The sequence below is a fragment of the Delftia sp. PE138 genome (assembly GCF_018320755.1).
In the GTDB taxonomy this organism is placed as follows: Bacteria; Pseudomonadota; Gammaproteobacteria; order Burkholderiales; family Burkholderiaceae_C; genus Comamonas; species Comamonas tsuruhatensis.
On record NZ_JABEPN010000005.1, the window covers coordinates 469,134 to 494,941 of the forward strand.

Here is a 25,808-nt window from a genome sequence, read left to right on the forward strand (position 1 = left end):
GCGCACACGAACTGACGCTCCCAGGTACAGGCGCAGGCCCCGGCATCAGCTGGCCGGGCCTGCCTTCTCGGCCATGGCGCGCAACACGCCCTGGCTGGCCTTTTGCACATGCTCGGCGCTCAGGCGCGCGGCCTGGTCCGCGTCGCCCTGCTCTATTGCCGTCACGATGGCATCCAGCTCGGCCAGCGTCTGCGGCAGGCGCCCGGGCTGGGACATGGAGATGCGCCGCAGCACCGTCACGCGGTTGTTCAGCTGCCGCAGCATCTGGCCGGCCACCAGATTGCCGCAGCCCTCGATCAGGATGTCGTAGAACTGGTTCTTGATCGCCAGCAGGGCCACCTTGTCGCTGGCCACGGCGGGCACGGCCAGCTCGCCCAGCTTGGCGCGCAGCGCGGCGCGCTGGCCTGCCGAGGCATGCAGCGCAAAGCCCCGGCTGGCCAGGCCCTCCAGGCTGGCCCGCACCTCGTAGATATCGCGCACTTCCTGCACCGAGATGTCCGTGACCTCGGGACCCCGGTGCGGAACGATGGTGATCAGCCCCTCGGCCTGCAGGTGCTGCAGGGACTCGCGCAGGCATGAACGGCTCACATCAAGGCTCTCGCACAGTTCGCGCTCGGACAGCTTCTGGCCCGGCGCAAACACGCCATCGAGGATGGCCGTGCGCAGGGTCTGCGTCGTGCGCTGGCGCAGCGACGTTTCTTCGCGGGGGACACGCAGCATCTGGTTCATGGGACGAATCCTACCCGCCAATCCAGGGGCCGGACGGACTGACGGATTGTCATACACACACCTGGCCCGGCAGGCAATCCCGATTTTCATCAAGTAGGATTGTCTGACAATCTGATTAAATCCATTCCACCGAAAGACACCTTCACCGCCTTCCATCAGGAGTTTTCATGACCCGAGCCTACGCCCCCAAGAACCCCGCCCTCTTCGACCAGGGCCTATCCACCCGCCGTGAGGTGCTGGGCGCCGAGTATGTCGATGCGTCCATCCAGAACGCCACGGACTTCAATATCGACATGCAGGAGCTGGTCACCCAGTACTGCTGGGGCGATGTCTGGAACCGCCCGGGCCTGGACCGCAGGACGCGCTCCTTCCTGAACCTGGCCATGATCACGGCGCTGAACCGCCCGCATGAACTCAAGCTGCATGTGCGCGGCGCCATCAACAACGGCCTGAGCAAGGACGAAATCAAGGAGGTCTTCCTGCAGACCGCCATCTACTGCGGCGTGCCGGCCGCCATCGACTCCTTCCGCGTGGCGTCGGAAGTCTTCAAAGAGATGGACATCTGAGGCACGCAGCATGACCACCATAGGATTCATCGGCCTCGGAATGATGGGCCAGCCCATGGCCCACCTGCTGCACGCCGCAGGGCACGCCCTGGTCATCCGGGACGCCGTGCCCGCCGCCACCGCACGATTCGCGCAGGAGCATGCGGGTGTGGCCGTGGCATCCGGCGCGGCCGACTTTGCCGGCTGCAGCGTGGTCTTCACCATGCTGCCCGACTCCCGCATCGTCGATGCCGTGGTGGGCGAACTGGCCCCGCACCTGCCGCCCGGCGCCTGCATCATCGACATGAGCTCGGCCGACCCCAACCGCACGCGTGCGCTGGCCGGCCTGCTGGGCGAGCGCGGCATCGGGCTGCTGGATGCGCCGGTCTCCGGCGGCGTCAAGCGCGCCATTGCGGGCACGCTGTCCATCATGGTCGGTGGCGATGCGGACCTGCTCGCCCAGCACCTGCCGCTGCTGCAGCGCATGGGACAGGCCATCACCCATGTCGGTCCCGTGGGAGCGGGCCATGCGCTCAAGGCGCTGAACAACTATGTCTCGGCAGCGGCCCTGATCGCCACGGCCGAGGCCATCCATGCAGGCGCGGCCTTCGGCATTGCGCCGGCCACCATCGTGGACGTGATCAATGCCTCCACCGGCAAGAACAACACCACCGAAAACAAGGCCCACCAGTTCATGCTGAACGGTGCCTTCAACTCGGGCTTCTCGCTGGCGCTGCAGGCCAAGGACGTGGGCATTGCCCTGTCGCTGGGCCAGGCCATGCACACGCCCATGGCACTGGCCGAACAGGTCAGCGCCATGGCGGCCGACGCCTCCAGGTCCCTGGGACCCGCCGCCGACCACACCGAGCTGTACAGGTACGTGGCCCCGGCCTGAACCTGCGCCGTCTCGCCGTCGTCAAGGGCCGCATGCAGCCCTTGCCTTCCTGCCTCACGCCACCAAACACGCCACCGACAACCGGCCGCACAGAGCCGGCGGCCCCTGCACGCGCCTCCAGGAGACAAACCCATGCGCCCCCTCATCCGCAATCCCCTCGCCCAGACCCTTCTCGCCGCCGCGCTGGCAGCAGCCAGCCTTGCCGCCCAGGCCTTCCCCAACAAGCCCGTCACCATCGTCGTTCCCTACGCGGCCGGAGGCTCCACCAACGTGCTGGCCCGCGTGCTTGCCGAGGCCATGACGCGCGACCTGGGCCAGCAGGTCATCGTCGAGAACCTGGGCGGCGCCGGTGGCACCATCGGCACCAGCCGCGTCACACGTGCCCAGGCCGACGGCCACACCCTGCTGCTGCACAACATGGGCATCGCCACGGCGCCCGCGCTCTACAGCAAGCTCGCTTTCGATGTGAGGCGCGACCTGGAACCCATCGCGCTGGCCGGCGACGTGCCCATGATCCTGGTGCGCAGCAAAGGCTTTGCGCCCGCCACGCTGGCGGACTTCATCGCCCACATGAAGGCCAAGCCGGGCGAAGTGCGCTTCTCGCATGCCGGCGTAGGCGCCACCTCCCACCTGTGCGCCATGCTGCTGCTGCAGACCACCTCCACCGAGGCCACCCTGGTGCCCTACCGTGGCACGGGTCCGGCCCTGCAGGACCTGGTGGCAGGCAATGTCGATGTCATCTGCGACCAGCCCGTGGCCACCGGCCCGCACATACAGGCGGGCATGCTCAAGGGCTACGCCGTCGCCACGCGCGAACGCCTGCCCTCCCTGCCCGATGTGCCCACCTTCGCGCAGGCCGGCCAGCCCGGCTTCGAGCTTGCCGTATGGCACGGCCTGTACGCCCCGCGAGGCACGCCCCAGGCCGTCATCGAGCGCCTCAACAAATCCCTGCGCACCGCCCTGGCCGAACCGGCCCTGGTCAAGCGCTTCACGGACATGAGCGTCATCATCCCGTCCGCAGACCGCCTTACCCCCGACGCCCTGCGCCAGCACACCGCCGCAGAAATCAAGCGCTGGGACCCGGTGATCAAGGCTGCGGGGGCCAAGGCCGAGTAACGCCGCACTACGACGACACCGGCCTGCGGGCCACGACATCAAAGCGATGCCAGTGCTTGGGGCCCCGCATGCTGGGGGCCATGCCATCGAACTCCTTGAAGGCCACCAGCTCCATGCCATCCAAAAGGTGCAAGACCTGATCACGCGAATGAAAGCTCATGGACTGCGAATCGGCCCAAGCATCGCGCGGCCCGAAAAAATGACCGGCGAACACACCGCCCGGACGCAGCGCAGAACGCACCAGCGACCAAAACGCATCGAAGCACTCAGGATGGCAAAAGGGCAGGCTCAGTCCAGCGTGGATCAGATGCGCTGCAGGCAAAGAGGAAAGATCCTCGAAACGGCAAGCCTGCAGCGTCAAAGCGCCGGGCGCCTGCGATGCCAGGGGGCGCAAGCCCTCGATGGCCGCAGGTTCGCTGTCGATGGCGTGGACGCGCCAGCCGGTATTGAGCAGCACGCGGCACTCATGGCCCGCGCCACAGCCCAGATCGATGGCCGCTTTATCTGCCGTATCACCCGCCAACGCGTCAAGCGCCTGCACCAGCAGAGGAGATATCTTGCGTCCCTCGGTAAAGCGGTAGTAGTCCGTCCAGCTCATGGGTGTGACGCCTGCGGCGTCATCTCTCCATCCACCACTGGATGACGATCTTGGCGACGTAGCCGACAAAGCCCACGCCCAGGCCCAGGAAGATCACGAAGGTGCCGAACTTTCCTGCCTTGGACTGGCGTGCCAGCTGCAGGATGATGAACACCATGAAGAGGATGAAGGCCCCCACGCCGTAGGTGAGGAAGAAATGGGCGATCTGTTCTTCTGTATACCCGAATATCACGACAACACCGTCCTACCTCCTCCCCTGCAAGTCCGGTCAGGCCGGGCGGTCCGGCTCAGCGCGCCGCAAAGGTCGACGCATCCACCAGGTCGCGGTACGCATGCCAGCTCGCGTGCCCCAGCAGGGGCATCACGGCCACCAGTCCCAGCAGCCAGCTGCCCAGGCCCAGCAGGGTCAACAACACAATGAGGGCGGCCCACAGTGCCAGAGGCACAGGGTTGGCCAGCACGGCCAACCAACTGGTCAGCACGGCCTGGCGCACCGTCACCCGCCTGTCCAGCATCAGCGGCATGGCCACCACGCTGGACGCAAAAATAGGCGCTGCCAGAAAACTGCCCAGCGCCAGCCATATCGCAAACAACTGCCCGTCGCGGGCCAGCACCACGTGCTGCACGAAATCCGCCGGGGTGGCAATGCGCACGGGCGAGAGCACGGTGATCAGCGACGCCGACACCAGCACCCAGCCCGTGGCCGCCAGCGACAGCAGCAGCCCGAACTGCACCAGGCACCAGTAGCCGCCCTGCCCCTCGGCCTTGGCCGCATGGCCGTTTTGCCAGCGCGTCCAGGTACGCCGCACCAGGGACAGATCGGCAGCCTCGCCGCGCTCCAGCGCACGGCTGATGGCGTAGAGGCTGGTCGCCACGACAGGGCCGACGATCAGGAACCCCGACAGGGCCCCGGCCATCAGCCAAAAGCGATTGTGCCCCAGCGTCAAGATCAAAAACCCGATCAAGGTCAACACCAGGCCATGTGCAAGGCTCAGCCAGGGCGCCCTGGCCATGTCGCGCGCGCCACGCGCCAGCCAGCTCAGGGGGTGTTTCCAGCCGATGCTGCGCACGGCGGGGAGGACGGGGGGGTGGAGGAAAGCTGTGCTGTGGCTGATGGGCATGGCGTGGCGCGGCTTCGCGGGCAAGCAGGGTCAGCTGTCAGCCAGCCCCTGGCACAACTGCGCAAGGCTGGCCACCGTGACGTGGGGCGTGGACCCCTCGTGAGGCCATGCTACGCCCGTGCGGTTGAGCCAGACTGCGTGCATACCCGCATCCATGGCGCCCAGCGCATCGAGCCGCGCGTCGTCGCCAATGTGCAGCACCTCGTCAGGCGCCACGCCAGCCGCCGCCGCTGCCGCGTGGAAAAAGCGCACATCGGGCTTGGCCATGCCGGCCTTGCTGGCGCTCAGCGCGGCATGGAAATGCTCGCCGATGCCCACCACATGCACGCTGGCGTTGCCATTGCTCAAGGCCACCACGGGCCAGCGCGCGGCCAGGAACTGCAGGGCGGGCAGCGCGTCCTCGTACAGGTCCACGCGCTGGCGCTCGGCAAAGAAAAGATCGAAGGCCGGCTCGGCCAGCGCGCCGTCGTCGCCATTGCGCTGCAGCGCCAGGCGGATGGACTCGCGGCGCAGGCCGCTCAGGTCATGGGCCAGGTCGGGACGATCGCGCTCGATCTGCACGCGGATGGCGCGCACGGCGGCCACGTCGCGCAGCGCCGCGGCCGTGGCCGGCGCATGGGTGTGCAGCCAGTCCAGCAGCACCTGTTCGGCACGCGAGATGGCCGGCCACACAGGCCACAGCGTGTCATCCAGATCGATGGATATGGCGCGGATGCGGCCGCTGCGGCGCAACTGCTGCAAGGCGGTCAGTGCAGGGGCAAATGAGGATTCGGCGAGGTGAGCGGTGGTGGCTTGGGACATGGTCCGAGCATAGCGAAGGCAGCCGCTGCAGGCTGCCGCCGGGTCATCGGGCTCGCATGGCAGGCCGCCGCGTCCTGCCACAATCGGGGCCATGCCATCCCGCTTTGCGCCAGAACCTCCATTCCGCCACGACCAACCCCAGCGCACCGCCGTGCTGCTGTGCAACCTTGGAACGCCCGACGCGCCCACGGCCCCGGCCGTGCGCCGCTACCTGGCGCAATTCCTGGGCGACGACCGCGTGGTCGAGATCCCCAGGATTGCCTGGCTGCCCATCCTGCACGGCATCATCCTGCGCACGCGGCCGGCCAAGTCGGCGGCCAAGTACGCCACCGTCTGGCATGAGAAGGACGGCTCCCCCCTGCAGCACTGGAGCGAGCGCCAGGCCCTGCTGCTGCGCGGCTGGCTGGGCGAGGCCGGGCACAACGTGCTGGTGCGCCATGCCATGCGCTACGGCAACCCCTCCATCCCCAGCGTGCTCGATGCCCTCAAGGCCGAAGGCGCCACGCGCATCCTCATCCTGCCGCTGTACCCGCAGTACTCGGGCACGACCACGGCCAGCGTGTTCGACGCGGTCTACGACTGGGCCCGCACCCAGCGCCACATCCCCGAGCTGCGCTTCGTCAACCGCTACCACGACGACGCTTCCTACATCGACGCGCTGGCCCAGCGCATCGAGGCCCATTGGCGCGGCAACGGCCGTGGCGAGAAACTGGTCATGAGCTTTCACGGCGTGCCCGAGCGCACGCTGCACCTGGGCGACCCCTACCACTGCGAATCGCGCAAGACCGCACGCCTGCTGGCCGAGCGCCTGGGCCTGTCGCCCTCGCAATACCTGGTGACCTTCCAGTCGCGCTTTGGCAAGGCCAAATGGCTGGAACCCTATACCGAGCCCTCGCTGATCGAGCTGGCACGCAGCGGCACCAAACGCGTGGACGTGGTCTGCCCCGGCTTCACCAGCGACTGCCTGGAAACGCTGGAGGAAATCAGCCAGGAAGCGCGCGAGGCCTTCATGCATGCGGGCGGCGAGCAGTTCGAGTACATCGCCTGCCTCAACGACAGCGCGCCCTGGATCACGGCGCTGAGCCGCATCGCCCAGCAGCACCTGCAGGGCTGGCCCACGCAGAAGGCGCCGCAGGCCGACCTCGACGCCAGCCTGGAGCGCGCCAAGGCCGTGGGCGCACAGCGCTGAGGCCGTCCTGCATCCTGTGCACCGCGCCATATAACCCTGCCTCATGAGCAGAATGCATAAGCGTCTTTGTATATAGATGCTGCAAGCGGGACAATTGCACCTCTGTTGCTTGTCCCGCCGGTCTTCCATGGCCGGCCCCAGCCATCATGACCAAGACCTTTTCCCCTGCTCTGCGCCTGGCGGCCCCGCTGCTGGCGCTGGGCCTTGCCTGCACCGCCCTGGGCACGGCCCACGCCGCCGAACCCCTGCTCACGCCCGCAGGCGTGCAGGCCGCCGCCGGCCAGGACGCCGTGCGCATCATCGACATCCGCGATCCCAAGGCCTATGGTGAGCGCCACATTCCCGGTGCGCTCAACGCTCCCTACGGCAAATGGCGCGGCCCCGCCACCAATCCCGGTGAACTGCCCGAGCTGCCCAAGCTCACCGAACTCGTGCAGTCCCTGGGGCTGACGCCGGCCACCCACGCCATCGTGGTCTCCACGGGCGCGGACGCCACCGACTTCGGCGCCGCAGCGCGCGTGTACTGGACGCTCAAGCTGCTGGGCCTCAAGGAGCTGTCCGTGCTCAACGGCGGCATGAAGGCCTGGAACGAGCAAAAGCTCCCGCAGGACAACGAGGCCGTCAAAGTGGCCCGCAGCAGCTACCAGCCCCAGCTCGACACCAGCCTGATCGCCACGCGCGAGGATGTGGGCCAGCATGTCAGGCTCAGCAACGCCGCCCTGGTGGACTCGCGCCCCGACGCCTTCTACCAGGGCAAGACGCGCGCGCCGGCCGCCAAGCTCTCGGGCACCCTGCCCGGCGCGCAGCAGCTGGACTTCAACCAGTGGTTCGTGCCCGGCACCTCCACCTTTGTCGATACCGCAACGGCCAAGCAGATCGCGGCCAAGGTCAAGCGCGAGCAGGGCCAGGACATGGTGGCCTTCTGCAACACCGGCCACTGGGCGGCCACCGACTGGTTCGGCCTGTCCGAAGTCGCGGGCCTGCCGGGCGTCAAGCTGTATGCGGGCTCCATGGTGGACTGGACGCAGCAGGCCGATGCGCCGCCCATGGCCAACCAGCCCGGCCGCGCCGAATCCCTGGCCTACGACGCCAAGCAGTGGTGGGAAAAAAAGTTCAAATAAGCACTCCCTGAGGCGCTTGCGCGCCTTCCCCCCGTGGCACGGCGCCTCTCTACCCGCTTCGCGGGGGAGGGCGACTGCATGGAGAAAAATGATATGAAACGACTTCCTCTCGCGGCCATCCTGGCCGTTTTCTTTGGCTGGCTGCTGTGGTGCGTCTCGGTGCGCCAGGCCGCGCTGTTCGCCGTGGGCCTGGGCCTGGGCGCGGTGCTGGCCGGCAAGCGCTTCGGCTTCACCACCGGCTGGCGCATGCTGATCGAGGACAAGGACGCCAGCGGCGTCTTCGGCCAGTTGCTGCTGCTGGCGCTGGCCGCCGCGCTGGCCATGCCGCTGCTGGGCCACTATCCCGAACTCACGGCTGCCCTGGGCCCGCCCAGCATCAGCCTGTTGGTGGGTGCCTTCGTCTTCGGCCTGTGCATGCAGATCGCGGACGGCTGCGGCAGCGGCACGCTGTACAAGGCCGGCATGGGCATTCCCATGAATGCGGCCATCCTGCCCGTGTTCGCCATCGGCAGCTTCCTGGGCAGCCTGCACCTGGGCTGGTGGCTGGACCTGGGCAACACCCAGCCCGTGGGCCTGGTCACGGCCTGGGGCTGGGCCCCTGCCCTGCTGGCCACGCTGGCTGCGCTGGCCGTGGTCGCGCTGGGCGTGGCCTGGTATGTGCGTGGCGCCAATGTGGCACTCAAGCGCCCCGCCAAGCCGCTGTTCGTGCGCAAGTGGGTGGTGGGCGCCGTGCTGCTGGCCGTGCTGGCCACGCTCAACCTCATCATTGCGGGCCAGCCCTGGGGCGTGGTCTACGGCTTCGGCCTGTGGGCCGCCAAGATCGCCAACGCCACAGGCGCCGTGGACCTGGCCGGCAACTGGTTCTGGAGCCAGCCCGGCAACGCCGCGCGCCTGCACGAGACCGTGCTGCTGGACGTGACCAGCATCACCAACATCGGCATCCTGGGCGGCGCCCTGTGGGTGGCTGCCGCCAAGCCCGTCAATGCCAAGCCGCTCACGGGCACGCAATGGATGGTGGCCCTGGTGGCAGGCCTGGTGCTGGGCTACAGCTCGCGCCTGGCCTTCGGCTGCAATGTGGGCGCCATGCTCTCGGGCATCTCCACGGGCAGCATCCACGGCTGGATCTGGGTGCCGCTGGCCTTTGCCGGCACCATCTTCGGCCTGCGCATCCGCCGCCACTTCAATTTCTGAAAGGACCCGCCATGACACAACAGAACAGCCTGCGCGCGGTCTTCTGGGCCGTGCTGGTCCTCTTCCTGGCCTGGGACCACCTGCACTCGCCCCCCGTGGACCTGCGCTTCGAGGCACCGCTGATCGCGGCCGGCTCGGGCAAGGCCACGCAAGGCGGGCACTGCTCGATGCCGGCAGGCAAATAGACCAAGGCCAAGGTCAGGGGACGCTGGGCGCCGGCCCCTCATCCGCGCTGGCCGTCACGGGCAGCGGCGCGGTTTCCACATCGAAGCCGGCCGCCTGCCAGGCCTTGAGGCCGCCCACCAGCGGGCGCACGTTGGCGAAGCCCGCGCGCTGCAGCTGGCGCGCCAGCCGCGCGGCCGAGATTTCATTGGGACAGTCGCAATAGACCACCACCCCGTGGGGATGGTCGTGCTGGGGCAGCAGGTGCGCATGCGACTCGCCGCCATCGCGCGGGCGCAGCTCCCAGGACTGTGCACCCGGGATATGGCCCTGGCGGTACTGCGGCAGGGCGCGCACATCGATCACCGTGGGCTGCATGCCCTGGGCATGCAGGCCCGCCAGCTCGCGCACCGACATGCGCGGCATGCGCAGGGACCGCACCATGCGATGGCGCTGCCACCACTTGCGCACGATGAACAGCCCCAGCGCCACGGCCAGCAGCAACAGGCCCCACTGGCCCAGCGCGGTGAGCACGCCCAGCAGGTCTTCCACCGTGGAGCTGAACAGCGAGCCCAGGTACACGGCCGAGCCTACCCAGATCAGCGCACCCAGCCCGTCATACAGCACGAAGCTGCGCAGCGGCGTGCCCATCACGCCGGCCAGCGCGCTGGCGATGGAGGCGAAGCCCGGCACGAACTTGGCCACCAGCAGCGACCTTGCGCCCCAGCGGCCGTAGACGGTCTCGGTCTGGCGGATGCAGGCATCGGGCGACAGCGAGATGCGGCAGATGCGGCCCAGCACACGGTGGCCGTAGGCCTTGCCGGCCTGGTACCAGAACAGGTCGGCAATCAGCGCCGCGCTCACGGCCACGGCCACCAGCCACAGCAGGCGCACCCAGTCGGCGCCTTCCAGCGCACCGGTCACGACCAGCACCGGGTAGGCCGGAATCGGCGCGCCCAATTGCTCGACGAACACATTGAGAAAGACGATGCCGAAGCCGTACTCGCGGATCAGCTCCACCAGAAAACCCATGTCAGGCCTCTCTTGCCCAGACGGTGCCCGCACCCGAAAAAGAAGGCGAGGCTGCACCCGTCGCAAATGCTAGCGCGGCTGCAACATCCGCGCCCGGCCCGGGTTGATGCTCAGCCGCGCTGCAGATGCTCCAGCACCCATTGCCAGTGCGCGGGCACGTTCAGCGCCGGCGCATGGCCGCAGCCGGGCACCTCCTGCCAGTGCAGCAGGCCGCGCGCGCCGGGGCCGCGCGTGGTCATTTCCCTGGCCACCTCGGGCAGCACCAGGTCCGAGTCCACGCCCCGCAGCAGCAGCACGGGGATCTCCAGCGCGTCGTAGTGCGGCCAGATGCCGTAGTCGTCGTCATGGGCCGTGAACTGCTCGATCATGGCCGGGTCGTAGTGCGGCGTGACGCGCCCATCGGGCAGGCGGCGCACGCTGGTCTCGGTGAGCTTGCGCCACTCGGCCTCGCCGAGCCAGCCATAGGGCCGGTAGGCCTGGCGAAAGAACGCCTCCAGCTCGCCCACGGTGTCGAAGGCCGGCGGCTCGCCCGCATAGGCCTTGATGCGCGCCAGCGCTGACTCGGCCAGTTGCGGCGCATTGTCGTTGAGCACCAGCGTCGCAATGCGTGCGCGCAGCGAAGGCTCGAACAGGCCCGAGGCGCAGACTGTGCCGATGGCCCCGCCCATGGACGTGCCCACCCAATGCGCGCGCTCCAGCCCCAGCGCATCGAACAGCCCGCGCGCAATGCGGGCGTAGAAGCCCAGCCGGTATTCCTCGCGCGGCGCGCGGCTCCACTGGCTCAGTCCCCGGCCCAGCGTGTCGGGGCAGACCACGCGCCAGCCCTGCCCCGCCAGGAACTGCGCCAGCGCATCCATGTCGCGCCCCGTGCGTGCCAGCCCGTGCCAGGCGACGACGGTGCCCGCTGGCGCCACATCGGGCGCAGGCTGCCAGTCCATGTAGTGGATCTCATAGCCCGAGCAGTGCGCGTAGCGGGAATCCGGCACGGCAACAAAAGGGGATGCGGACGAGGGTGATGCTGTGGAAGCCATGGAAGAAATCTCTGTGCAGGAGCGGCCGGCCGCCGTGGCAGCCGGCCGCCCCGGGGCCTGGCTCACTCAGGGATGCGGATCAGCCCGTCGCTGACCTCGATGGTGTTGGCCGTTGCGGGCCGCGTCACGAAGGGCGGCACCTGGGCCGCCGTGATGGCAGGCGCCGCGCCCGGCTGGCCGCCGCGCGGCGTGGTGCGCACCACCTGGCTGGCCGGCAGCGCGGTGCTGCTGCGCAGGTTGGCCCACACGGCATCCATGGCCTGGTTGAAGTACGGGTGCAGCGGCACGAAGCGCGTGTCGAAGCCCGAGAACGGCAGGAAGGCATCGAAGTGCTGGGCATTCACCACCTCGATATAGCGCAGCCGCGTGCTGGAGCCATCCAGGCCACGGTTGAGCACCGTGTAGGCGCGCGCATTGTGGTTGACCGGCACCAGCGCATCGCTGCGGCCCGCCACGATGATGGTGGGCTTGCCGCGCAGCCTGCCGGTATGCAGCACCTCGTTGATGCCGGCGCGCACGGCGTCGCTCTGGGCGCGCGTGGGCACGCTGCTCTCGGACAGGTTGAAGCCGGTCACCGGATCGAAGCCCGTCACCAGCGCGTGCTGGCACAGCGCGTTGTCCAGCCCGAAGTCGGCCACGCGCGTGGAGGGCGACACGGCAAACTGCCAGGCCTTGGCCCCGCCCACCGAGTCGTTGTAGACCACCGTGGCGGGCGTGCCGTTGGCCGTGCCATTGGCCGTGGCAAAGCTCTGGGCCAGCGCAGCCCCCGTGGCGGGCACCACGTCGCCCGTGGCATTGGCGGCCGCAAAGCTGGTGCGGCACAGGTTGGCATCCACTCCGAAGCGGCCATAGGCCATGGTGTACATGGCCGACAGGATGGGGCCGTTGCCCAGCGCGTAGTGGGCGTTGTGCATGCGGTCGTGGTCGCGCGTCCAGCCGTACAGGCGCAGCTTGCTCAGCGCATTGGCGGCGCGGTCGGCCGTGGTGGCGCCGATGACCAGGCCCTTGGCGGCCAGGCTGGTGCAGCGTGCCTCGGCACGCGCCGTCATAGCGGTGAGGCCTATGTAGTTGAAGATCGAGGTCTCGGTCAGCGCCGCATCGGGCGCCAGCGCCGCGCAGGGCTGGTAGATGTTGCCGTAGGTGGTGTACTCGGCCAGCGTGCGGCCCGGGTTGGGCATGGTCGCATTGCCCACGGCAATGGTGTAGCCCTGGCGCGTGGGCATCTCGGTCACGGGTTCGGAGGCCACCACGCCGTCGATCAGGCCGTCCGCATCCAGCTCGGCCGCGCGCAGCACGGCCGCGCCGCCGTTGGAGGCCGAGCCCGCCAGTACCAGCGTGTTGTCCTTGCCGAAGGGCACGGGGTCCTGCGTGGTGCCATAGCGCGCATTGAGCACGTACAGCGCATAGCGGGCCGCGGCCAGCGTGTCGTTGCCCCAGTCCTTTTCAGGGTTCTGCTGGGAATGCGCGTGCTTGATGGCAATGCGGTTGGGAAACGCCGCGTTGTAGGCGGCGCGCGCCGCATCGGTCAGCCGTGCGGCAAAGAAGGACAGGCTGCCGGCGTCCGTGCGCGTGGCGCGGGTGCCGTCCAGCTTGTTGACGGTGTCGTCGCTCAGGTTGTGCAGGCCCACGCCCTTGCCCGCGTCGGTCAGCGCCACGGCGCAGCCCTTCTTCAGGCCCCACTCGCCCGCCGTGCCGATGGCGCCATACACGCCGCGCGAGCCCGAGGACGGGCCCAGCACGATGCAGGGCCGGTTGCGGTCAAAGCTGTCCGGCACCTGCACGGCCACCATGGTCTGCTTGCGGCCCGTGCCGTCGTCCAGCACGGCCAGGTACTCGCGCCCGGGGATCAGCCCTTCGCCCGCAGTCACCTGCCCGTCTGCCGTGATGTTGGGGCCGTACAGCGTGCCGTAGCCGCCGCCCGCCGTGGGGTCCAGGATGCCTCGGTAGTTGGAGTACAGCGCATTGCGCCGAAGCTCCGCCGCCGTGGGATTGGCCGGGTCCGCGTACAGGGGCGCAGCTGCGGCGCCCAGGCCCGTCTTGCCCAGGCCGCCCGTCAGCAAGTCCTGCGTGGCTGCCGTGGCACCCGTGCCGGTGGCCGTGGCCGGATACACCGTGGTGCCCAGCTCGGTAAAGCCCTTGGGCAGGTCGTTGCTGGGCTCACGCTCGCCGCTGCCGCAGGCCGCCAGCGCGGCCGCCGCCAGCGCCGTGAAGGCCCAGCGCCAGGGGGTTGCAGGAATCGACGACACCATCTCTTCACGCTTCAACATGCCCATCTCCTTGTGGTATTTCTCTGATGCACGAATGCGCCAGGGGCCCTGGTCAGGCTCCGGCGCGGGAAGAACGCAGACGCCCCACGACGCCCGTGGGGAAATAGTAGACCGACAACACGAACAGCACGCCCAGCCATAGCAGCCAGCGGTCGGGCGACAGCAGCGCGGCCAGCCAGGGCAGGCTGTGCGCGGCCTCGCTGGCCACGCGCAGCAGGTCCTGCAGATAGCTCTGGGCGATGAGGAACAGCACCGAGCCGATCGCCGCGCCATAGATGGTGCCCATGCCGCCGATCACCACGATCAGCAGGCAGTCCATCATGATCTCGAACGACAGCGAGGTATCGGGCCCGTTATAGCGCAGCCACAGCGCCAGCATGGCCCCGGCCACACAGGCGAACAGGGCCGACAGCACGCTGGACAGGGTGCGGTACACCACCACCCGGTAGCCGATGGCCTCGGCACGGAACTCGTTCTCGCGGATGGCCTGCAGCACGCGGCCGAACGGGGAATTGACGATGCGCAGCAGCGCCAGCACCAGCACCACGGCCAGCACGAACAGCAGGTAGTAGGTGATGATGCGCCCGTCGATCAGCACGCCCAGCACCTCGTTCTCGAAGGGCTCGAAGCTGGGCGACAGCCACTCGGGCAGCTTGAAGCTCAGCCCGTCCTCCCCGCCCGTCCATTCCGACAGTTGGGAGGCCAGCGTCTGGAACGCCGCCGCCACGGCCAGCGTGATCATGGCAAAGAAGATGGCCCGAACCCGCAGCGAGAACAGGCCGATGGCCAGCGACAGCAGCAGCGACACCAGCAGCGCCGCGCCCAGGCCCAGCGCCAGCGCACCCCAGCCCGCGCCCATGCGCGACGATGCAATCGCCACGCCATAGGCGCCAATGCCGAAGAACATGGTGTGCGCAAAGCTCACGATGCCGGTGTAGCCCAGCAGCAGATCGAAGCTGGCCACCAGCACCACGAAGATCAGCACCTTGGCCGCCACGTTCAGCGCCTTCACGCCAGGGAACACGAACGGCGCCGCCGCCAGCCCCAGGAAAATCAACAGCAGCAGCACCGCCAGCACGCGGCTGCGCGGCAGGTCGCCGGAAAGCAATCGGTTGAGCATGTCGATCACTCCTTCAGCGGTTGGCCACGGGATAGACGCCCTGCGGGCGCCACAGCAGGATGGCCACCATCAGCGCGATGTTGGAGAACAGCGCCACCTTGGGCACCAGGAACCCCGTGTAGTTGGCCATCAGCCCCACCAGCAGCGCGCCGATCAGCGCCCCGCCCGTGCTGCCCAGCCCGCCGATGATGATCACGATGAAGATCAGCACATTCACCTGCGCGCCCATCTGCGGCACCACGCTCTGCTGGTACATGCCCCACATCACCCCGCCCAGCCCGGCCAGGGCCGAGCCCGCCACGAACACGCCCACGAACAGGCGGCGCACGCGGTAGCCCAGGGCCTCCACCATCTCGCGGTCCTGCACGCCCGCGCGGATCAGCAGGCCGATCTTGGTGCGCGACAGCGTCCAGGCCAGCAGGGCAAACACCGCCAGCCCCACCAGCACGGCCACCACGCGGTACTTCTCCACGGCGGCATCGCCCAGCAGCCAGGCGCCCTTCATGCCCTGGGGCAGCGGCAGCGGAATCTGCTGCGGGCCCCAGATGAGCTTGATCAGCTCCTCCCCGATGATCATGCCGCCCATGGTGATCAGGATCTGCTTGAGATGCTGGCCGTACACGGGCCGCACGATGAAGCGCTCGAACGCCAGCCCGATGGCACCCGCCACCAGCATGGCCACCACCATGGCCGGCAGCACGGCCAGCAGGTTGCGCCACAGCTGGTCCGACCCCGTCCAGTCGCCCATGGCGCCCAGCACGCTGGTGGCCACGAAGGCGCCCAGCGCGATGAACACGCCGTGGCCGAAGTTCAGCACGTCCATCAGCCCGAACACCAGCGTCAGCCCCGAGGCGATGATGAACACGATCATCCCCATGGCCAGCCCCGCCACCGTCAGCGTCAGCCAGGTCGAGGCCGAGCCCACCAGCGGCAGCGCCGCCAGGGCCAGCACGGGCACCAGCAGCAGCGGCTTGAAATCCACATCCAGCCTGTTCAGCTTGTTCATAGCGAAAGCCCCAGCAGCGACTGCTGCAACGCCGCGTCTGCCGAGAACTCGGCCATGCCGCCCGCGTGCACCACGCGGCCGTTGTCCATCACCGCCACGCGGTCGCCCAGGCGGCGCGCAAAGCCCAGGTTCTGCTCCACCAGCACAATCGTCGTGCCGCCCGCCTTGAGCTGGGCGAAGGCCGCGATCATGTTCTCGATGATGGCCGGTGCCAGGCCCTTGCTGGGCTCGTCCACGATCAGCAGGTCGCGCGGCTCCACGATGGCGCGCGCCACCGCCACCATCTGCTTTTGCCCGCCCGACAGCTTGCCGGCCGGGTGGTTCCAGAACTTCTCAACGGCCGGGAACATGCCGAAGATCCACTGCAGCCGCTGCGCGTCCATGCGGTCGGCGCGCGAGGCGCCGCGCGCGGCCAGCAGCAGGTTTTCCTGCACCGTCAGGTCCGCGAAGATGCCCATGTTCTCGGGCACATAGGCAATGTTCAGCCGCGCAATCGCCGGCGTGGGCAGGGCCGTGATGTCGGCCCCGCCAAAGGCGATGCGCCCCTGGCTGGCCCGCCACAGGCCCATGATGGTGCGCAGCGCGGTCGTCTTGCCCGCGCCGTTGCGCCCCAGCAGCATGGTCAGCTGCCCGCGCGGCACGGCCAGGTCCACGCCATGCAGGATGTGATAGGCCCCGATATGCGTGTGCACGCCCGACAGTTCGAGCAGGTTGGGGTTTGGGTTGAGGTTGGCGGCAGCGCTCATGCGGCCTCCTTCACGGCGCCCTGCTCCGGCACCACACCCAGGTAGGCCTGCTGCACCACAGGCGAGGCAATGACCTCGGCCGGCGGCCCATCGGCCACCAGCGTGCCATTGGTCAGCACGATGATGCGGTCGGCCAGCTCGCGCACCACATCCATCTTGTGCTCCACCAGCAGGATGATCTTGCTGCGGTCCTGCTTGAGCTTGCGTATCAGGTCCAGGATCACCGGCGCCTCGTCATGGCTCATGCCCGCCGTGGGCTCGTCGAACATATAGACCTGGGGTTCCAGCGCCATCAGCAAGGCCACCTCCAGCTTGCGCTGGTCGCCATGCGGCAGCGCGGCCACGGCCTCGTCGCGCCGGGCGGACAGGGCCACCTGGTCGAGGATGTGCAGCGCCCGCTGCGTCAATGCCCGGTGGTCGCTCCAGATGCTCCACAGGTTCAGGCCGCGCCGGTGCGGCCCCTCGTCGCGCGCCTGCACGGCCAGGCGCACGTTCTCCAGCACGCTCAGGTGCGGGAACAGATTGGTGAGCTGGAATGCCCGCCCCAGCCCGGCCCGCGTGCGCGCCGAAGGGGCCAGCCCCGTCAGCTCGCGCCCGCCCAGCAGCACGCGCCCGGCCGTGGCCTTGAGCTGCCCCGAGATCAGGTTGAAATACGTGGTCTTGCCCGCCCCGTTGGGCCCCACGATGGCCGTCAGCGTGCCCGGCTCGAAAGCGCAGCTCACGCCGTTGACGGCCACATGGCCCCCGAAGCGGATGGTCAGATCCTCTGTGCGCAACATTGCTCAGCGGCCGTTGCGGATGGGAACCTGCATCTCCTCGGGCTTGATCTCGCGCACCAGTTCCGGCACGCCCCAGGCCAGCGCCGGGTCCACGCGGATCTTGAAGTGGTACATGCTCTGCAGGGCCTGGTGGTCTTCCTTGCGGAAGGTCATCTGGCCCTTGGGCGTGTCGAAGCTCATGCCCTCCATGGCCTTGATCAGACCGTTGGTCTTGGTGTCTCCACCTGTCTTCTTGAGCGCCGTCACGATGGCCATGGCCGCAGAGAAGCCGCCGGCCGTGAAGAAATCCGGCGGCGTCTTGTACTGCTTGTAGTGCATGGACACCAGCGCCTCGTTCACCGGGTTCTTGGGAATGCCGTAGTAGTAGTACGTGGCGCCTTCCATGCCCGGCAGATTCTTGTAGGCCGCCATGGCGGGCAGGATGTTGCCGCCCGTGGCGATCTCGATCCCGTAGCGCTTGAGATCCAGGTCCGCGATCTTGAACGGATTGCCCGCCCCGGCCCACACGATCCAGATGATCTTCCTGCCCGGCTGGTCCTTGAGCTTGTCGATCAGCCGCTGCGCCCCTGCCGTGAAATCCGTGGTGGCGGCAGGCAGGTACTCCTCATGCGCCAGCTTGCCCTTCTTGATGGCGTCCTTGAAGGCCTTCACCCCGTCGCGGCCGAAGGCGTTGTCCTGGGCCAGCGTGGCAATCGTCACGCCCGCCCTGTCGATGGCCACCGCATTGCTGATGGCGTCCTGGCTGGAGTTGCGGCCCGTGCGGAAGATGTACTTGTTCCACTTGTCGCCCGTGATCGAATCGGCCACGGCCGGCTCCACCAGCAAAATCTTCTTGTACTCCTCGGCCACCGGCAGCATGGCCAGCGCCACGCCGGACGACGTGGGCCCCACGGCCAGATCGGCCTTGTCATCGGAATACGCCGTGGCCAGCAGGCTCTTGCCCAGGTCGGGCTTGCCCTGGTCGTCCTTCTCGATCACCACCAGCTTCTTGCCATTCACCGCCATGCTGCCGCCCGTGGCGTACTCCAGCCCCATCAGCAGCCCGGCCTGGGTCTGCTTGCCATAGGCCTCCAGCGCGCCGGTCTTGCTGTAGACGTGGGCAATGCGGATCTCGCCCTGCTGGGCCAGTGCAGCAGGAGCTGCAGCGGCCATGGCGGCGAGTGCTATGGTGCAATGGAGGAAGGGGCGGCGGTGCATGGTTTGTCTCCTTTGGGGTTTGCGGCTTGATGGCCTGGCTGGGCCTGCCGTTTTGCAAGGGGACCATGCATGCTTTGTGCCAGGCACGCCCAGGCGGCACCAAGACAGGGACGGCCTTGCGCCCCCCGGGGCCAGGCAGCCCGTGCCAGGGCCGAAAGTGTCTGGCCATTGGACAGATTCAGTGTCTTTTTCCAAGACAGCTGCCTGAATCCGATACAGGGCAAACCATGAATTCCTGGGATGTTCCCCTGCGCCTGGCCCACCATCACGTCCTGGCCGGCCAGCAGCTTCATGAGTTCGGGTGGCCCATGGGAATGGAGAGAAAACCGTTGTTTTCTTCAGGCAACAGCCGCTGATTCGGCCAGATGGGGCATGGTGCGCTGCCTCAGCTCGACCAGCGGCAATGCCCGCTGAACCGCCAGCGCGGCCCGCTGTAGCAGTGCCTCGTCGTGCAGGCGGTAGTCCACGAAATCCTTGTCGGTCGCGTAGACACCCAGTGGCAGGGTGCGCGCCTGGAAGAAGCTGAACAGCGGCCGCAACTGGTGGTCGATCACCAGGGCATGGCGCTCGCTTCCACCGGTGGCCGCCAGCAGCACGGGTTTGTCGATCAAGGCGTCCTGGTGGACGAAGTCGAAGAAGTGCTTGAACAACCCGGTGTAGGCGCCGCGAAAGACCGGTGTGGCCACCACCAGCACATCCGCCTGCTCCACCGCCGCAAGCTCCCGCTCCACCGTCTCGGGCAACTGCGAGCGCCACACCGCGCCGGCAAGCTGCGGCGCGAGCTGGCCCAGCTCCACCAGGCGTTGTTCGCACGGAACTTCGTCGGCGATCAGATCAGACAGATGCTCTGCCAGGGCGGCAGACTTGGAGGGGCGCTGCAGTCCGCCGGATACGGCGACCAGACGAAGTGGACGTGTCATTGCTGCTCTCACGCAAGATGGCCCGGGTTCAACGCGGGAGCCGGTTGTGGCGACCATGCGGTCCGAGGTGAAGTGATGGCCATGACTGCTTCCCAAAATGCAAACGAACAATGGGAGCGGATGATATGGAGCCAAATCAATGAAGTAAAATGGTTTTATCTCACAATTACATGATTGAAACTCATATAAAGCCTTAAACCTGCCCCGTCGGTGCTGTTCGGGGGAGCATCCGGGCCACAAGCGAGGCGGGCATCTGCATCGCGCACAAGCGGGCCGTTGCCGAACCGGCATTCCCGCTCAGCGGCCCGCTTCCTGGGCCTGCACCAGACACTCCCGCAAGGCCTGCGCCACAGGCCCGAGCATGCGATCGCGCCGCTGCAGCAGGCCCAGCGTGCGCCACACATCGGGCGCGGTCAGCGGCACGCCGCAGACCTGGGCATGGTCCTGGCGCAGGGCCAGCTGGGGCACGGCGGCCAGGCCCAGGCCCGCTTCCACCAGGGCCAGGGCGCCCGTGACGTGGTTGCATTCGTGCCAGGCCACGGGCTGCTCTGGCAGGCCGGCCATGACCTGGTCCAGCAGCAGCCGGTTGCCGCTTTGGTGGGAGACGGAGACCAGGCGCTTGCCCGCCAGCTCGGCCCACTCCACCTGGCTGCGCCCGGCCCAGGCGTGGCTGCGCGGCATGGCCAGCACATAGCGCTCGCGCGTGAGCGCCTCAAAGCGCAGCGATGGCTCCTGGCTGCCCGTGAAGCTCAGGCCGAAATCCGCCTCCCCGCGCAGCACGGCCTCCACCACCTGGTGCGCGCTCTCGTCGATGACGTGCACCTGCACATCGGGCTGCTCCACGGCAAAGGACTTCAGCACGGGCGGCAGCAGATTGGTGGCCACCGAAGGCACGCAGGCAACCGTCACCCGGCCACGGCGCAGCTTGACCTGGTCATCCACGCGCTGCACGGCCTCGTCCAGGCCGGCCAGGGCCCGGCGCGCCTCCTGCAGGAATTCATGGCCTACCTCGGTCAGCTTCACTTGCCGCGTGGTGCGCTCCAGCAGCCGCACGCCCAGCACCGACTCCAGGCGCTCCACGCGCCGGCTCAAGGCAGGCGGCGACAGGAAAAGCGCTTCTGCGGCCAGGCGAAAACTGGCCTTCTCGGCCGTGGTCACGAAGGCGATCAGCTCCCCCATGTCGAATTTGATGCGCTGCATGCAACAGTCCCTCCAAAAGTTGCAATTCACAGAATAGCAGCCCCTGCATAGGATGGCGCCCTTGATAACGCTGCCCCCTGCGGGCAGGCAAGACCAACAAACGGAGACGACATGCACCAACGCAGACTGATCGCGGGCGGCGCCCTGGCAGCCCTTCTTTCCCTGGCCGTGGGCACCGCCCAGGCCCAGGACTTCCCCCCCAAGAAACCCGTGGTCATGGTGGTCGGCTTTGCTGCAGGCGGCTCGGCCGACATTGCCGCGCGCATCATCGCCAAGAAGCTGGGCGAGAACATCGGCCAGAGCGTGGTCGTGGAAAACAAGCCCGGCGCGGGCGGCAACCTGGCCCACACGCAGGTGGCCAATGGCCCGTCCGACGGCTCGGTGCTGCTCTTCGGCTCCATCGGCCCGCTGGCCATTGCGCCGCACTTCATGAAGATCGGCTACGACCCGCTCAAGGACCTGGCCCCCATCACCATGGGCGTGAACTTTCCCAACGTGCTCGTCGTGCCGGCCGCCACCGGCATCAAGACCCTGGGCGAATACGTGGCCAAGGCCAGGCGCGAACCCGGCAAGCTGGACTTCGCCTCCACCGGCCCCGGCTCCGCATCGCACCTGGCCGGTGAACTGCTCAACGATGTCGCCAAGATCGACACCCTGCACGTGCCCTACAAGGGCGGCGCGCCCGCCCTGCAGGACGTGCTGGGCAACCGCGTGACCTCCTTCTACGCAGCCCCGCCCACGGCCCTGCCCCACATCGAATCGGGCAAGCTCATCCCGCTGGCCACCACGGGCCTCACGCGCCCGGCCTACCTGCCCAACGTGCCCACTGTGGCCGAAAGCTTCCCCGGCTTCAACGCCACCAACTGGTACGCCTTCGTGGCATCCGCCAAGACGCCCAAGCCCTTGCTGGACCGCTGGAACACCGAGCTGGTCAAGGTGCTGAACACCCCCGAAGTACGCGACAACCTGCTCAAGCACGGCCAGACCGCCGCCCCGGGCACCCGCGAGGAACTGGGCCAGTTCATTGCTGCCGAGCACGCCAAGTGGGGCCGCATCATCCGCGAGCGAAAAATCACCGCCGATTGATTCCCTCGCCAGCCGTTAGCCGTTCCCCAACCATAAAAAACCAGGAGACAAACCATGACCGCCATCCGTTCCACCCCCCTGCAGTCCTCCGTGCCATCCACCCTGCGCCGCCGCACCCTGGGCGCGCTGCTGGGCGGCGCCCTCAGCCTGGGCCTGGCCCTGGGCGCTGCCGCGCCCTCCACCGCCGCCGCAGATGAAATCCGCGTGGTCACCTCGGGCGGCTTCTCTGCCGCCTACGACCAGCTGATACCCCTGTACGAGCAGGCCACGGGCCACAAGGTCGTCACCTCGCGCGGCGCCTCCATGGGCAATGCGCAGGACTCCATTCCCAGCCGGCTGGCGCGGGGCGAGCAGTTCGACGTGGTCATCCTCGCCGACTCGGCCCTGGACAACCTGGCAGCGCAAGGCAAGGTGGAAGCGGGCAGCCGCGTGGACCTGGCGCGCTCCATGATCGGCATGAGCGTGCGCAAGGGCACGCCCAAGCCCGACATCAGCACCGTGGACGCGCTCAGGCAGACCCTGCTGGACGCCAAATCCGTTGCCTACTCGGCCAGCGCCAGCGGCACCTACTTGGCCAACGAACTGTTCCCGCGCCTGGGCGTGGCCGAGCAGATGAAGGGCAAGGCCACCCGCATCCTCAGCGAGCGCGTGGGCGCCGTGGTGCTGCGTGGCGATGCGGACATCGGCTTCCAGCAGGTCAGCGAACTGCTGCCGTTCAAGGAGCTGGAATTCGTCGGCCCCCTGCCCGATGAAGTGCAGCAGCGCGTCTTCTTCTCCGCAGGCGTGGCCACCGGCGCCAAGAGCCCTGACACGGCGCGACACCTGATCCGCTTCCTGGCAGCCCCCGCCGCTGCGCCCATCGTGCGCAGCACCGGCATGGAGCCGGCGGCCAAGCCCTGACGGCAGGCCCCCGAGCCCTCAAGGCCCTCTAGGCTCTCTAGGCACTCAAGGCCCTCGACACACAGGGGGCCTTCCCCCTCCCCGGTTCGACCTCCATCCAGCGGCGCTGCAACGGCACTGCTGCGGCATGCCGCTGCCCAGCCCTATCACCCTCGCCACACCCATGAACACCAAAACCCTGGTGCTGATCACCCTTGCCGCCGCACCGCTGTCGGCCCTTGCGCAATCCAGCATCACGCTCTACGGCATTGCCGATACCGGCGTGCGCTACACCAGCGGCCTCACCGCTGCCAACGCGGCCAGCAACACCTCGGGCGCCGCGCTGTCCAGCGGCGTCAACACCACCAGCCGCTTCGGGTTTCGGGGCCGCGAAGACCTGGGCGGCGGCATGTACGCCCTGTTCAACCTGGAAACCGGCCTGAACCTGGACACCGGCACCACCGCCAACTCCAGCAAGTTCTTCGACCGCGCGGCCATCGTGGGCCTGGGCGGCAGCTGGGGCCAGGTCACGGCCGGCCGCCAGACCAACCTGCTGGCAGAGGCCATCAGCCCCGTGGACCCCGTGGGCATGCGGTTTGCCTCCTTCAACCCCAACATCGCCACCGCCGCGCTCAGCAGCCACGGCCTGGGCGTGGAATACGGCAGCGCGGGCGCCACCACGGGCTCGTACCGGCTGGACAACTCGGTCAAGTACACCGGCCGCTTTGGCGGCCTCACCGCCCGCGCCATGTACAGCTTCGGCGAGACGGCGCAAGGCGGCTCCGCCCGCTCATCGGCCGGCGCGGGCCTGGCCTATGGCACGAAGACATGGACCGTCTCCGGCGCCTACCAGCGCTTCAAGACCGCAGACCAGTGGGAGCTGAAAGCCGCCACCCTGGGCGCCAGCTACCAATGGGACAAGCTGCGCCTTGCGCTGAACACCGCGCGCAGCGACGGCCAGACCAACGCCACCACCGCCCGCACCGTGCAGCGCGTGCACTCGCTGGGCGCCACCTGGTCCGCCCGCAGCACGCTGGACCTGACCGCCGCCCTGTACCGCGTGGAACGCGAACGCAGCGGCCGCGCCGCAGACGGCTACACCCGCGCCCTGCTGTTTGCGGAATACAAGCTGTCACGCCGCAGCAAGCTGTATGCGGAACTGGACCGCACGCATTGGAGCGGAGGGTTTCAGGGCGGGCAGAACAAGGATGTGGCTACGGGGGTGGCTGCGGGGTTGATGCATAGCTTCTGAGGGGCGCTGCGAGCACTCGCCCCATTGCCAACTCAACCGCCCAGCTTTTTGAATGGCGTGTCGGAAGTGATCCAGCCCTTGCCCTGGGGGCAGATCACTTCCTTGTAACGCAGCTCCTTTTCAAAGCTCCACTGCTGGCCGAATGCGCAAACGTCCCCTGCGTTGAGGACAAATGCCACTGTCTGCGGGTGGCCATTTTTCAGCAGAACATCGACGCTTTGCGTCGCTTCCTACCGGCCACTCGGCGACTGGCTGCATCCCAGAGTTGCCAGCAACGCCGTGATCGCCGTCCTTCGCAATAGGTTTTTCATCGACTGCCTTTCTTGTGGTTGTCGCGCGAAGACTTTCGAGCGACGGCTTCAGGCTGGTTGACGACGTTCAGCGGCGACAACCCAACGACGGCTATCGACCCGTTGCAGTCGTTCGTCGCGGGCCTGTCGGTGTCGGCTTTGCGGCGGTTGCGGTCTTCCAGACTTCGCCGTCGAACGCGCACTACCGGCCATCAGCAGTCGTACCCCACTAAGCCGCGAGCGACCGCTGCGGAGAAGAGCCGCCGCACAGGCCCCCTGCTCCGCACGAGCAGCAGCGCGCTTGGTGCATCAAGAGACGCGAATCGAGGCTGAATGCTGCGCGGGTGTTGTCTGTTTTCAAGACCGGACAGCAGTCTCGACCAAGACACTCGGCGCCATGCGTCCCCGCCAGGTTAAAGCCGCCCCTCCAGATGCTCAGGCGCCGAGATGGTGCGCATCCACTTCACCGACTCCACCTTCCAGCCTGGCTCACGCTGCATGATTTCCATCACGCCTGGCAGATGCGCAGCGCCATACGTGACGTAGATTTTCGGGCGCTTGTCATCCAGCAATTGCCTTGCAAGGTGGCGATTGCGGAAGTCGAGCACCACCGGGTCCAGGTCCCCGCCGCCGCCCTGGCCGGAACGGCGCATCACATAGGTCATGAACCCGCGGCACAGTGTGCCGGCGAGCGTGACCTGCCGCTCATCGCCAGACTTCTGCCATTCGATCACACGCGCCACGACGTCCGATGAATCGTCTTCAGCGTCGGTGGCTTGCTGCACTTCACGTTGGCGCATCGCTGCCGCGAAGGCTGGGTCGCTCTGCACCAATCTGTCGTATTCCTGCTTCATCGCTCGCGTGTCCACGTCCATGGTCACGTGCCGTTCGGGGTGGGCCTTGGCATCAGCCACCACCGGCCCGAAGTAGTCGATCTGGTAGGCGAGACCGCAGTTCTGGCCAAGCTCTCGGTAGCTGTCGCCAAGGTCTTTACCCTGGGTCAGGACCTTCTTGAACCAGGCGTCGGCTTCCGGATCGCTGTTGGCCACGCCTTCGTAGGCCAACACATAACCGTCGGCTAATGCCTTCTCAAGGTCGTAGACGATGGTCTTGAAGAACCGCTCGGCACCCACGTGCTGCATGCCTTGCAGCACGACGGTGCGGGGTCCGTTGGACATGGCGACGGTGGGCACGATGGCTGGACGTGTCTCGGTCATGACGGCAAGGACATACACCGGTGCTGCCGCCAATCCGCACAACAAAAACCACAATCCGACGCTGCCATGCAGCCAACTTGCAGCCCAGGACCGTGCCCTGGACGAACGCGAGATCCGCCGCCAAGTCCAGACCAGCGGAACCGCGATCAGCGCGGCCGCCAGTAGCAAAGCAGGCAGCGAGAGCCAACTCGCACCGAGAAGGATCGGCAGGCCCGCCACGAAACAAAGCACAAGCACTGCCCACAGCAATGTGGTCAAGCGGATTGACAGCGTGCTGCGCACAGGGCCGCTGTCGGTTGTAGGGGTGGAGGCCTCCAT

Annotated in this window: 26 protein-coding genes; 10 read left to right on the forward strand and 16 right to left on the reverse strand. The window is 67.7% G+C overall.

The annotated features are described in order from the left end of the window. Positions 1-45 precede the first annotated feature (45 nt). A complete protein-coding gene (locus HFGMBDPB_RS19665; protein ID WP_016449595.1) occupies positions 46-729 on the reverse strand; it encodes a GntR family transcriptional regulator in 684 nt (227 codons plus the stop codon). Between the two features lie 167 nt (positions 730-896). On the opposite strand from HFGMBDPB_RS19665, the gene pcaC reads away from it, so the two are divergent. The 3 genes from pcaC (at position 897) to HFGMBDPB_RS19680 (ending at position 3,285) form a co-directional block, all read left to right on the forward strand. Continuing rightward, positions 897-1,295 carry a 4-carboxymuconolactone decarboxylase gene (gene pcaC / locus HFGMBDPB_RS19670; RefSeq protein ID WP_016449596.1) on the forward strand — a complete coding sequence of 133 codons (399 nt, stop codon included), beginning with the start codon at positions 897-899 and terminating at the stop codon, positions 1,293-1,295. A 10-nt stretch (positions 1,296-1,305) separates the two neighbouring features. Further along, positions 1,306-2,169 carry an NAD(P)-dependent oxidoreductase gene (locus HFGMBDPB_RS19675; RefSeq protein WP_047218330.1) on the forward strand — a complete coding sequence of 288 codons (864 nt, stop codon included), beginning with the start codon at positions 1,306-1,308 and terminating at the stop codon, positions 2,167-2,169. A 132-nt stretch (positions 2,170-2,301) separates the two neighbouring features. Next, complete coding sequence (locus HFGMBDPB_RS19680) at positions 2,302-3,285, forward strand: tripartite tricarboxylate transporter substrate binding protein BugD (RefSeq protein WP_212646054.1); 984 nt, start codon at positions 2,302-2,304, stop codon at positions 3,283-3,285. Positions 3,286-3,292: 7 nt separating this feature from the next. On the opposite strand, the gene HFGMBDPB_RS19685 is transcribed toward HFGMBDPB_RS19680, so the two are convergent. The 4 genes from HFGMBDPB_RS19685 to HFGMBDPB_RS19700 are packed head-to-tail and all read right to left on the reverse strand — an operon-like array spanning position 3,293 to position 5,805. Continuing rightward, entirely contained in the window at positions 3,293-3,883 is a 591-nt protein-coding gene (locus HFGMBDPB_RS19685) for a class I SAM-dependent methyltransferase (RefSeq protein WP_212646055.1), read from the reverse strand. Positions 3,884-3,902: 19 nt separating this feature from the next. Continuing rightward, positions 3,903-4,115, reverse strand: coding sequence for a DUF2788 domain-containing protein (locus HFGMBDPB_RS19690; RefSeq protein WP_016449600.1), 213 nt, complete (start codon positions 4,113-4,115; stop codon positions 3,903-3,905). 55 nt (positions 4,116-4,170) lie between these two features. Then, complete coding sequence (locus tag HFGMBDPB_RS19695) at positions 4,171-5,004, reverse strand: DUF2189 domain-containing protein (protein WP_016454059.1); 834 nt, start codon at positions 5,002-5,004, stop codon at positions 4,171-4,173. 30 nt (positions 5,005-5,034) lie between these two features. Continuing rightward, positions 5,035-5,805, reverse strand: coding sequence for an HAD family hydrolase (locus HFGMBDPB_RS19700; protein ID WP_074923894.1), 771 nt, complete (start codon positions 5,803-5,805; stop codon positions 5,035-5,037). Positions 5,806-5,896: 91 nt separating this feature from the next. Between HFGMBDPB_RS19700 and hemH the strand changes: the two genes are divergently transcribed. The 4 genes from hemH (at position 5,897) to HFGMBDPB_RS19720 (ending at position 9,491) form a co-directional block, all read left to right on the forward strand. Continuing rightward, positions 5,897-6,994 carry a ferrochelatase gene (gene hemH, locus HFGMBDPB_RS19705; protein ID WP_212646056.1) on the forward strand — a complete coding sequence of 366 codons (1,098 nt, stop codon included), beginning with the start codon at positions 5,897-5,899 and terminating at the stop codon, positions 6,992-6,994. Positions 6,995-7,140: 146 nt separating this feature from the next. Then, positions 7,141-8,115: a sulfurtransferase gene (locus HFGMBDPB_RS19710; RefSeq protein WP_017404609.1), complete on the forward strand. Its 975-nt coding sequence runs from the start codon at positions 7,141-7,143 to the stop codon at positions 8,113-8,115. A gap of 93 nt (positions 8,116-8,208) precedes the next feature. Next, complete coding sequence (locus tag HFGMBDPB_RS19715) at positions 8,209-9,306, forward strand: YeeE/YedE thiosulfate transporter family protein (RefSeq protein ID WP_212646057.1); 1,098 nt, start codon at positions 8,209-8,211, stop codon at positions 9,304-9,306. An 11-nt stretch (positions 9,307-9,317) separates the two neighbouring features. Next, positions 9,318-9,491 carry a hypothetical protein gene (locus HFGMBDPB_RS19720; RefSeq protein ID WP_016449605.1) on the forward strand — a complete coding sequence of 58 codons (174 nt, stop codon included), beginning with the start codon at positions 9,318-9,320 and terminating at the stop codon, positions 9,489-9,491. Between the two features lie 13 nt (positions 9,492-9,504). Here the strand turns inward: HFGMBDPB_RS19720 and HFGMBDPB_RS19725 are convergent, their stop codons facing one another. From HFGMBDPB_RS19725 to HFGMBDPB_RS19770, 10 genes are all read right to left on the reverse strand, one after another. Next, positions 9,505-10,500, reverse strand: coding sequence for a rhodanese-like domain-containing protein (locus HFGMBDPB_RS19725; protein ID WP_016454055.1), 996 nt, complete (start codon positions 10,498-10,500; stop codon positions 9,505-9,507). A 110-nt stretch (positions 10,501-10,610) separates the two neighbouring features. Beyond that, positions 10,611-11,531 (reverse strand): alpha/beta fold hydrolase, encoded by a 921-nt coding sequence (locus tag HFGMBDPB_RS19730; RefSeq protein ID WP_212646058.1) that lies wholly within the window; start codon positions 11,529-11,531, stop codon positions 10,611-10,613. A 62-nt stretch (positions 11,532-11,593) separates the two neighbouring features. After that, a complete protein-coding gene (locus HFGMBDPB_RS19735) occupies positions 11,594-13,798 on the reverse strand; it encodes a 3-hydroxybutyrate oligomer hydrolase family protein (RefSeq protein ID WP_212646059.1) in 2,205 nt (734 codons plus the stop codon). 52 nt (positions 13,799-13,850) lie between these two features. Beyond that, positions 13,851-14,918: a branched-chain amino acid ABC transporter permease gene (locus HFGMBDPB_RS19740; RefSeq protein WP_013803326.1), complete on the reverse strand. Its 1,068-nt coding sequence runs from the start codon at positions 14,916-14,918 to the stop codon at positions 13,851-13,853. Positions 14,919-14,931: 13 nt separating this feature from the next. Beyond that, positions 14,932-15,924 (reverse strand): branched-chain amino acid ABC transporter permease, encoded by a 993-nt coding sequence (locus tag HFGMBDPB_RS19745; RefSeq protein WP_212646060.1) that lies wholly within the window; start codon positions 15,922-15,924, stop codon positions 14,932-14,934. Further along, on the reverse strand, positions 15,921-16,670 hold the full coding sequence (locus HFGMBDPB_RS19750; protein ID WP_212646061.1) for a branched-chain amino acid ABC transporter ATP-binding protein: 750 nt from the start codon (positions 16,668-16,670) through the stop codon (positions 15,921-15,923). Before HFGMBDPB_RS19750 ends, HFGMBDPB_RS19745 begins: the two co-directional genes overlap by 4 nt. Beyond that, the gene (locus HFGMBDPB_RS19755) at positions 16,667-17,449 is read right to left on the reverse strand and encodes an ABC transporter ATP-binding protein (protein ID WP_012204469.1); all 783 of its coding nucleotides are present in this window, start codon (positions 17,447-17,449) and stop codon (positions 16,667-16,669) included. The genes HFGMBDPB_RS19750 and HFGMBDPB_RS19755 overlap by 4 nt, the downstream gene beginning before the upstream one ends. A 3-nt stretch (positions 17,450-17,452) precedes the next feature. Further along, positions 17,453-18,646, reverse strand: coding sequence for a substrate-binding domain-containing protein (locus HFGMBDPB_RS19760; RefSeq protein WP_017406780.1), 1,194 nt, complete (start codon positions 18,644-18,646; stop codon positions 17,453-17,455). A 338-nt stretch (positions 18,647-18,984) separates the two neighbouring features. Continuing rightward, entirely contained in the window at positions 18,985-19,566 is a 582-nt protein-coding gene (msuE, locus tag HFGMBDPB_RS19765; RefSeq protein WP_016454049.1) for an FMN reductase, read from the reverse strand. A 297-nt stretch (positions 19,567-19,863) separates the two neighbouring features. Then, positions 19,864-20,766: a LysR family transcriptional regulator gene (locus HFGMBDPB_RS19770; protein WP_016449615.1), complete on the reverse strand. Its 903-nt coding sequence runs from the start codon at positions 20,764-20,766 to the stop codon at positions 19,864-19,866. A gap of 111 nt (positions 20,767-20,877) precedes the next feature. Here HFGMBDPB_RS19770 and HFGMBDPB_RS19775 point away from each other — a divergent pair, with 111 nt between their 5' ends. The 3 genes from HFGMBDPB_RS19775 (at position 20,878) to HFGMBDPB_RS19785 (ending at position 23,983) form a co-directional block, all read left to right on the forward strand. Further along, entirely contained in the window at positions 20,878-21,852 is a 975-nt protein-coding gene (locus HFGMBDPB_RS19775) for a Bug family tripartite tricarboxylate transporter substrate binding protein (protein WP_013803335.1), read from the forward strand. Between the two features lie 54 nt (positions 21,853-21,906). After that, complete coding sequence (locus HFGMBDPB_RS19780; protein WP_047327059.1) at positions 21,907-22,752, forward strand: substrate-binding domain-containing protein; 846 nt, start codon at positions 21,907-21,909, stop codon at positions 22,750-22,752. A gap of 163 nt (positions 22,753-22,915) precedes the next feature. Beyond that, positions 22,916-23,983 carry a porin gene (locus HFGMBDPB_RS19785; protein ID WP_481769244.1) on the forward strand — a complete coding sequence of 356 codons (1,068 nt, stop codon included), beginning with the start codon at positions 22,916-22,918 and terminating at the stop codon, positions 23,981-23,983. A 703-nt stretch (positions 23,984-24,686) separates the two neighbouring features. On the opposite strand, the gene HFGMBDPB_RS19790 is transcribed toward HFGMBDPB_RS19785, so the two are convergent. After that, positions 24,687-25,808 carry a TraB/GumN family protein gene (locus HFGMBDPB_RS19790; protein WP_249343551.1) on the reverse strand — a complete coding sequence of 374 codons (1,122 nt, stop codon included), beginning with the start codon at positions 25,806-25,808 and terminating at the stop codon, positions 24,687-24,689.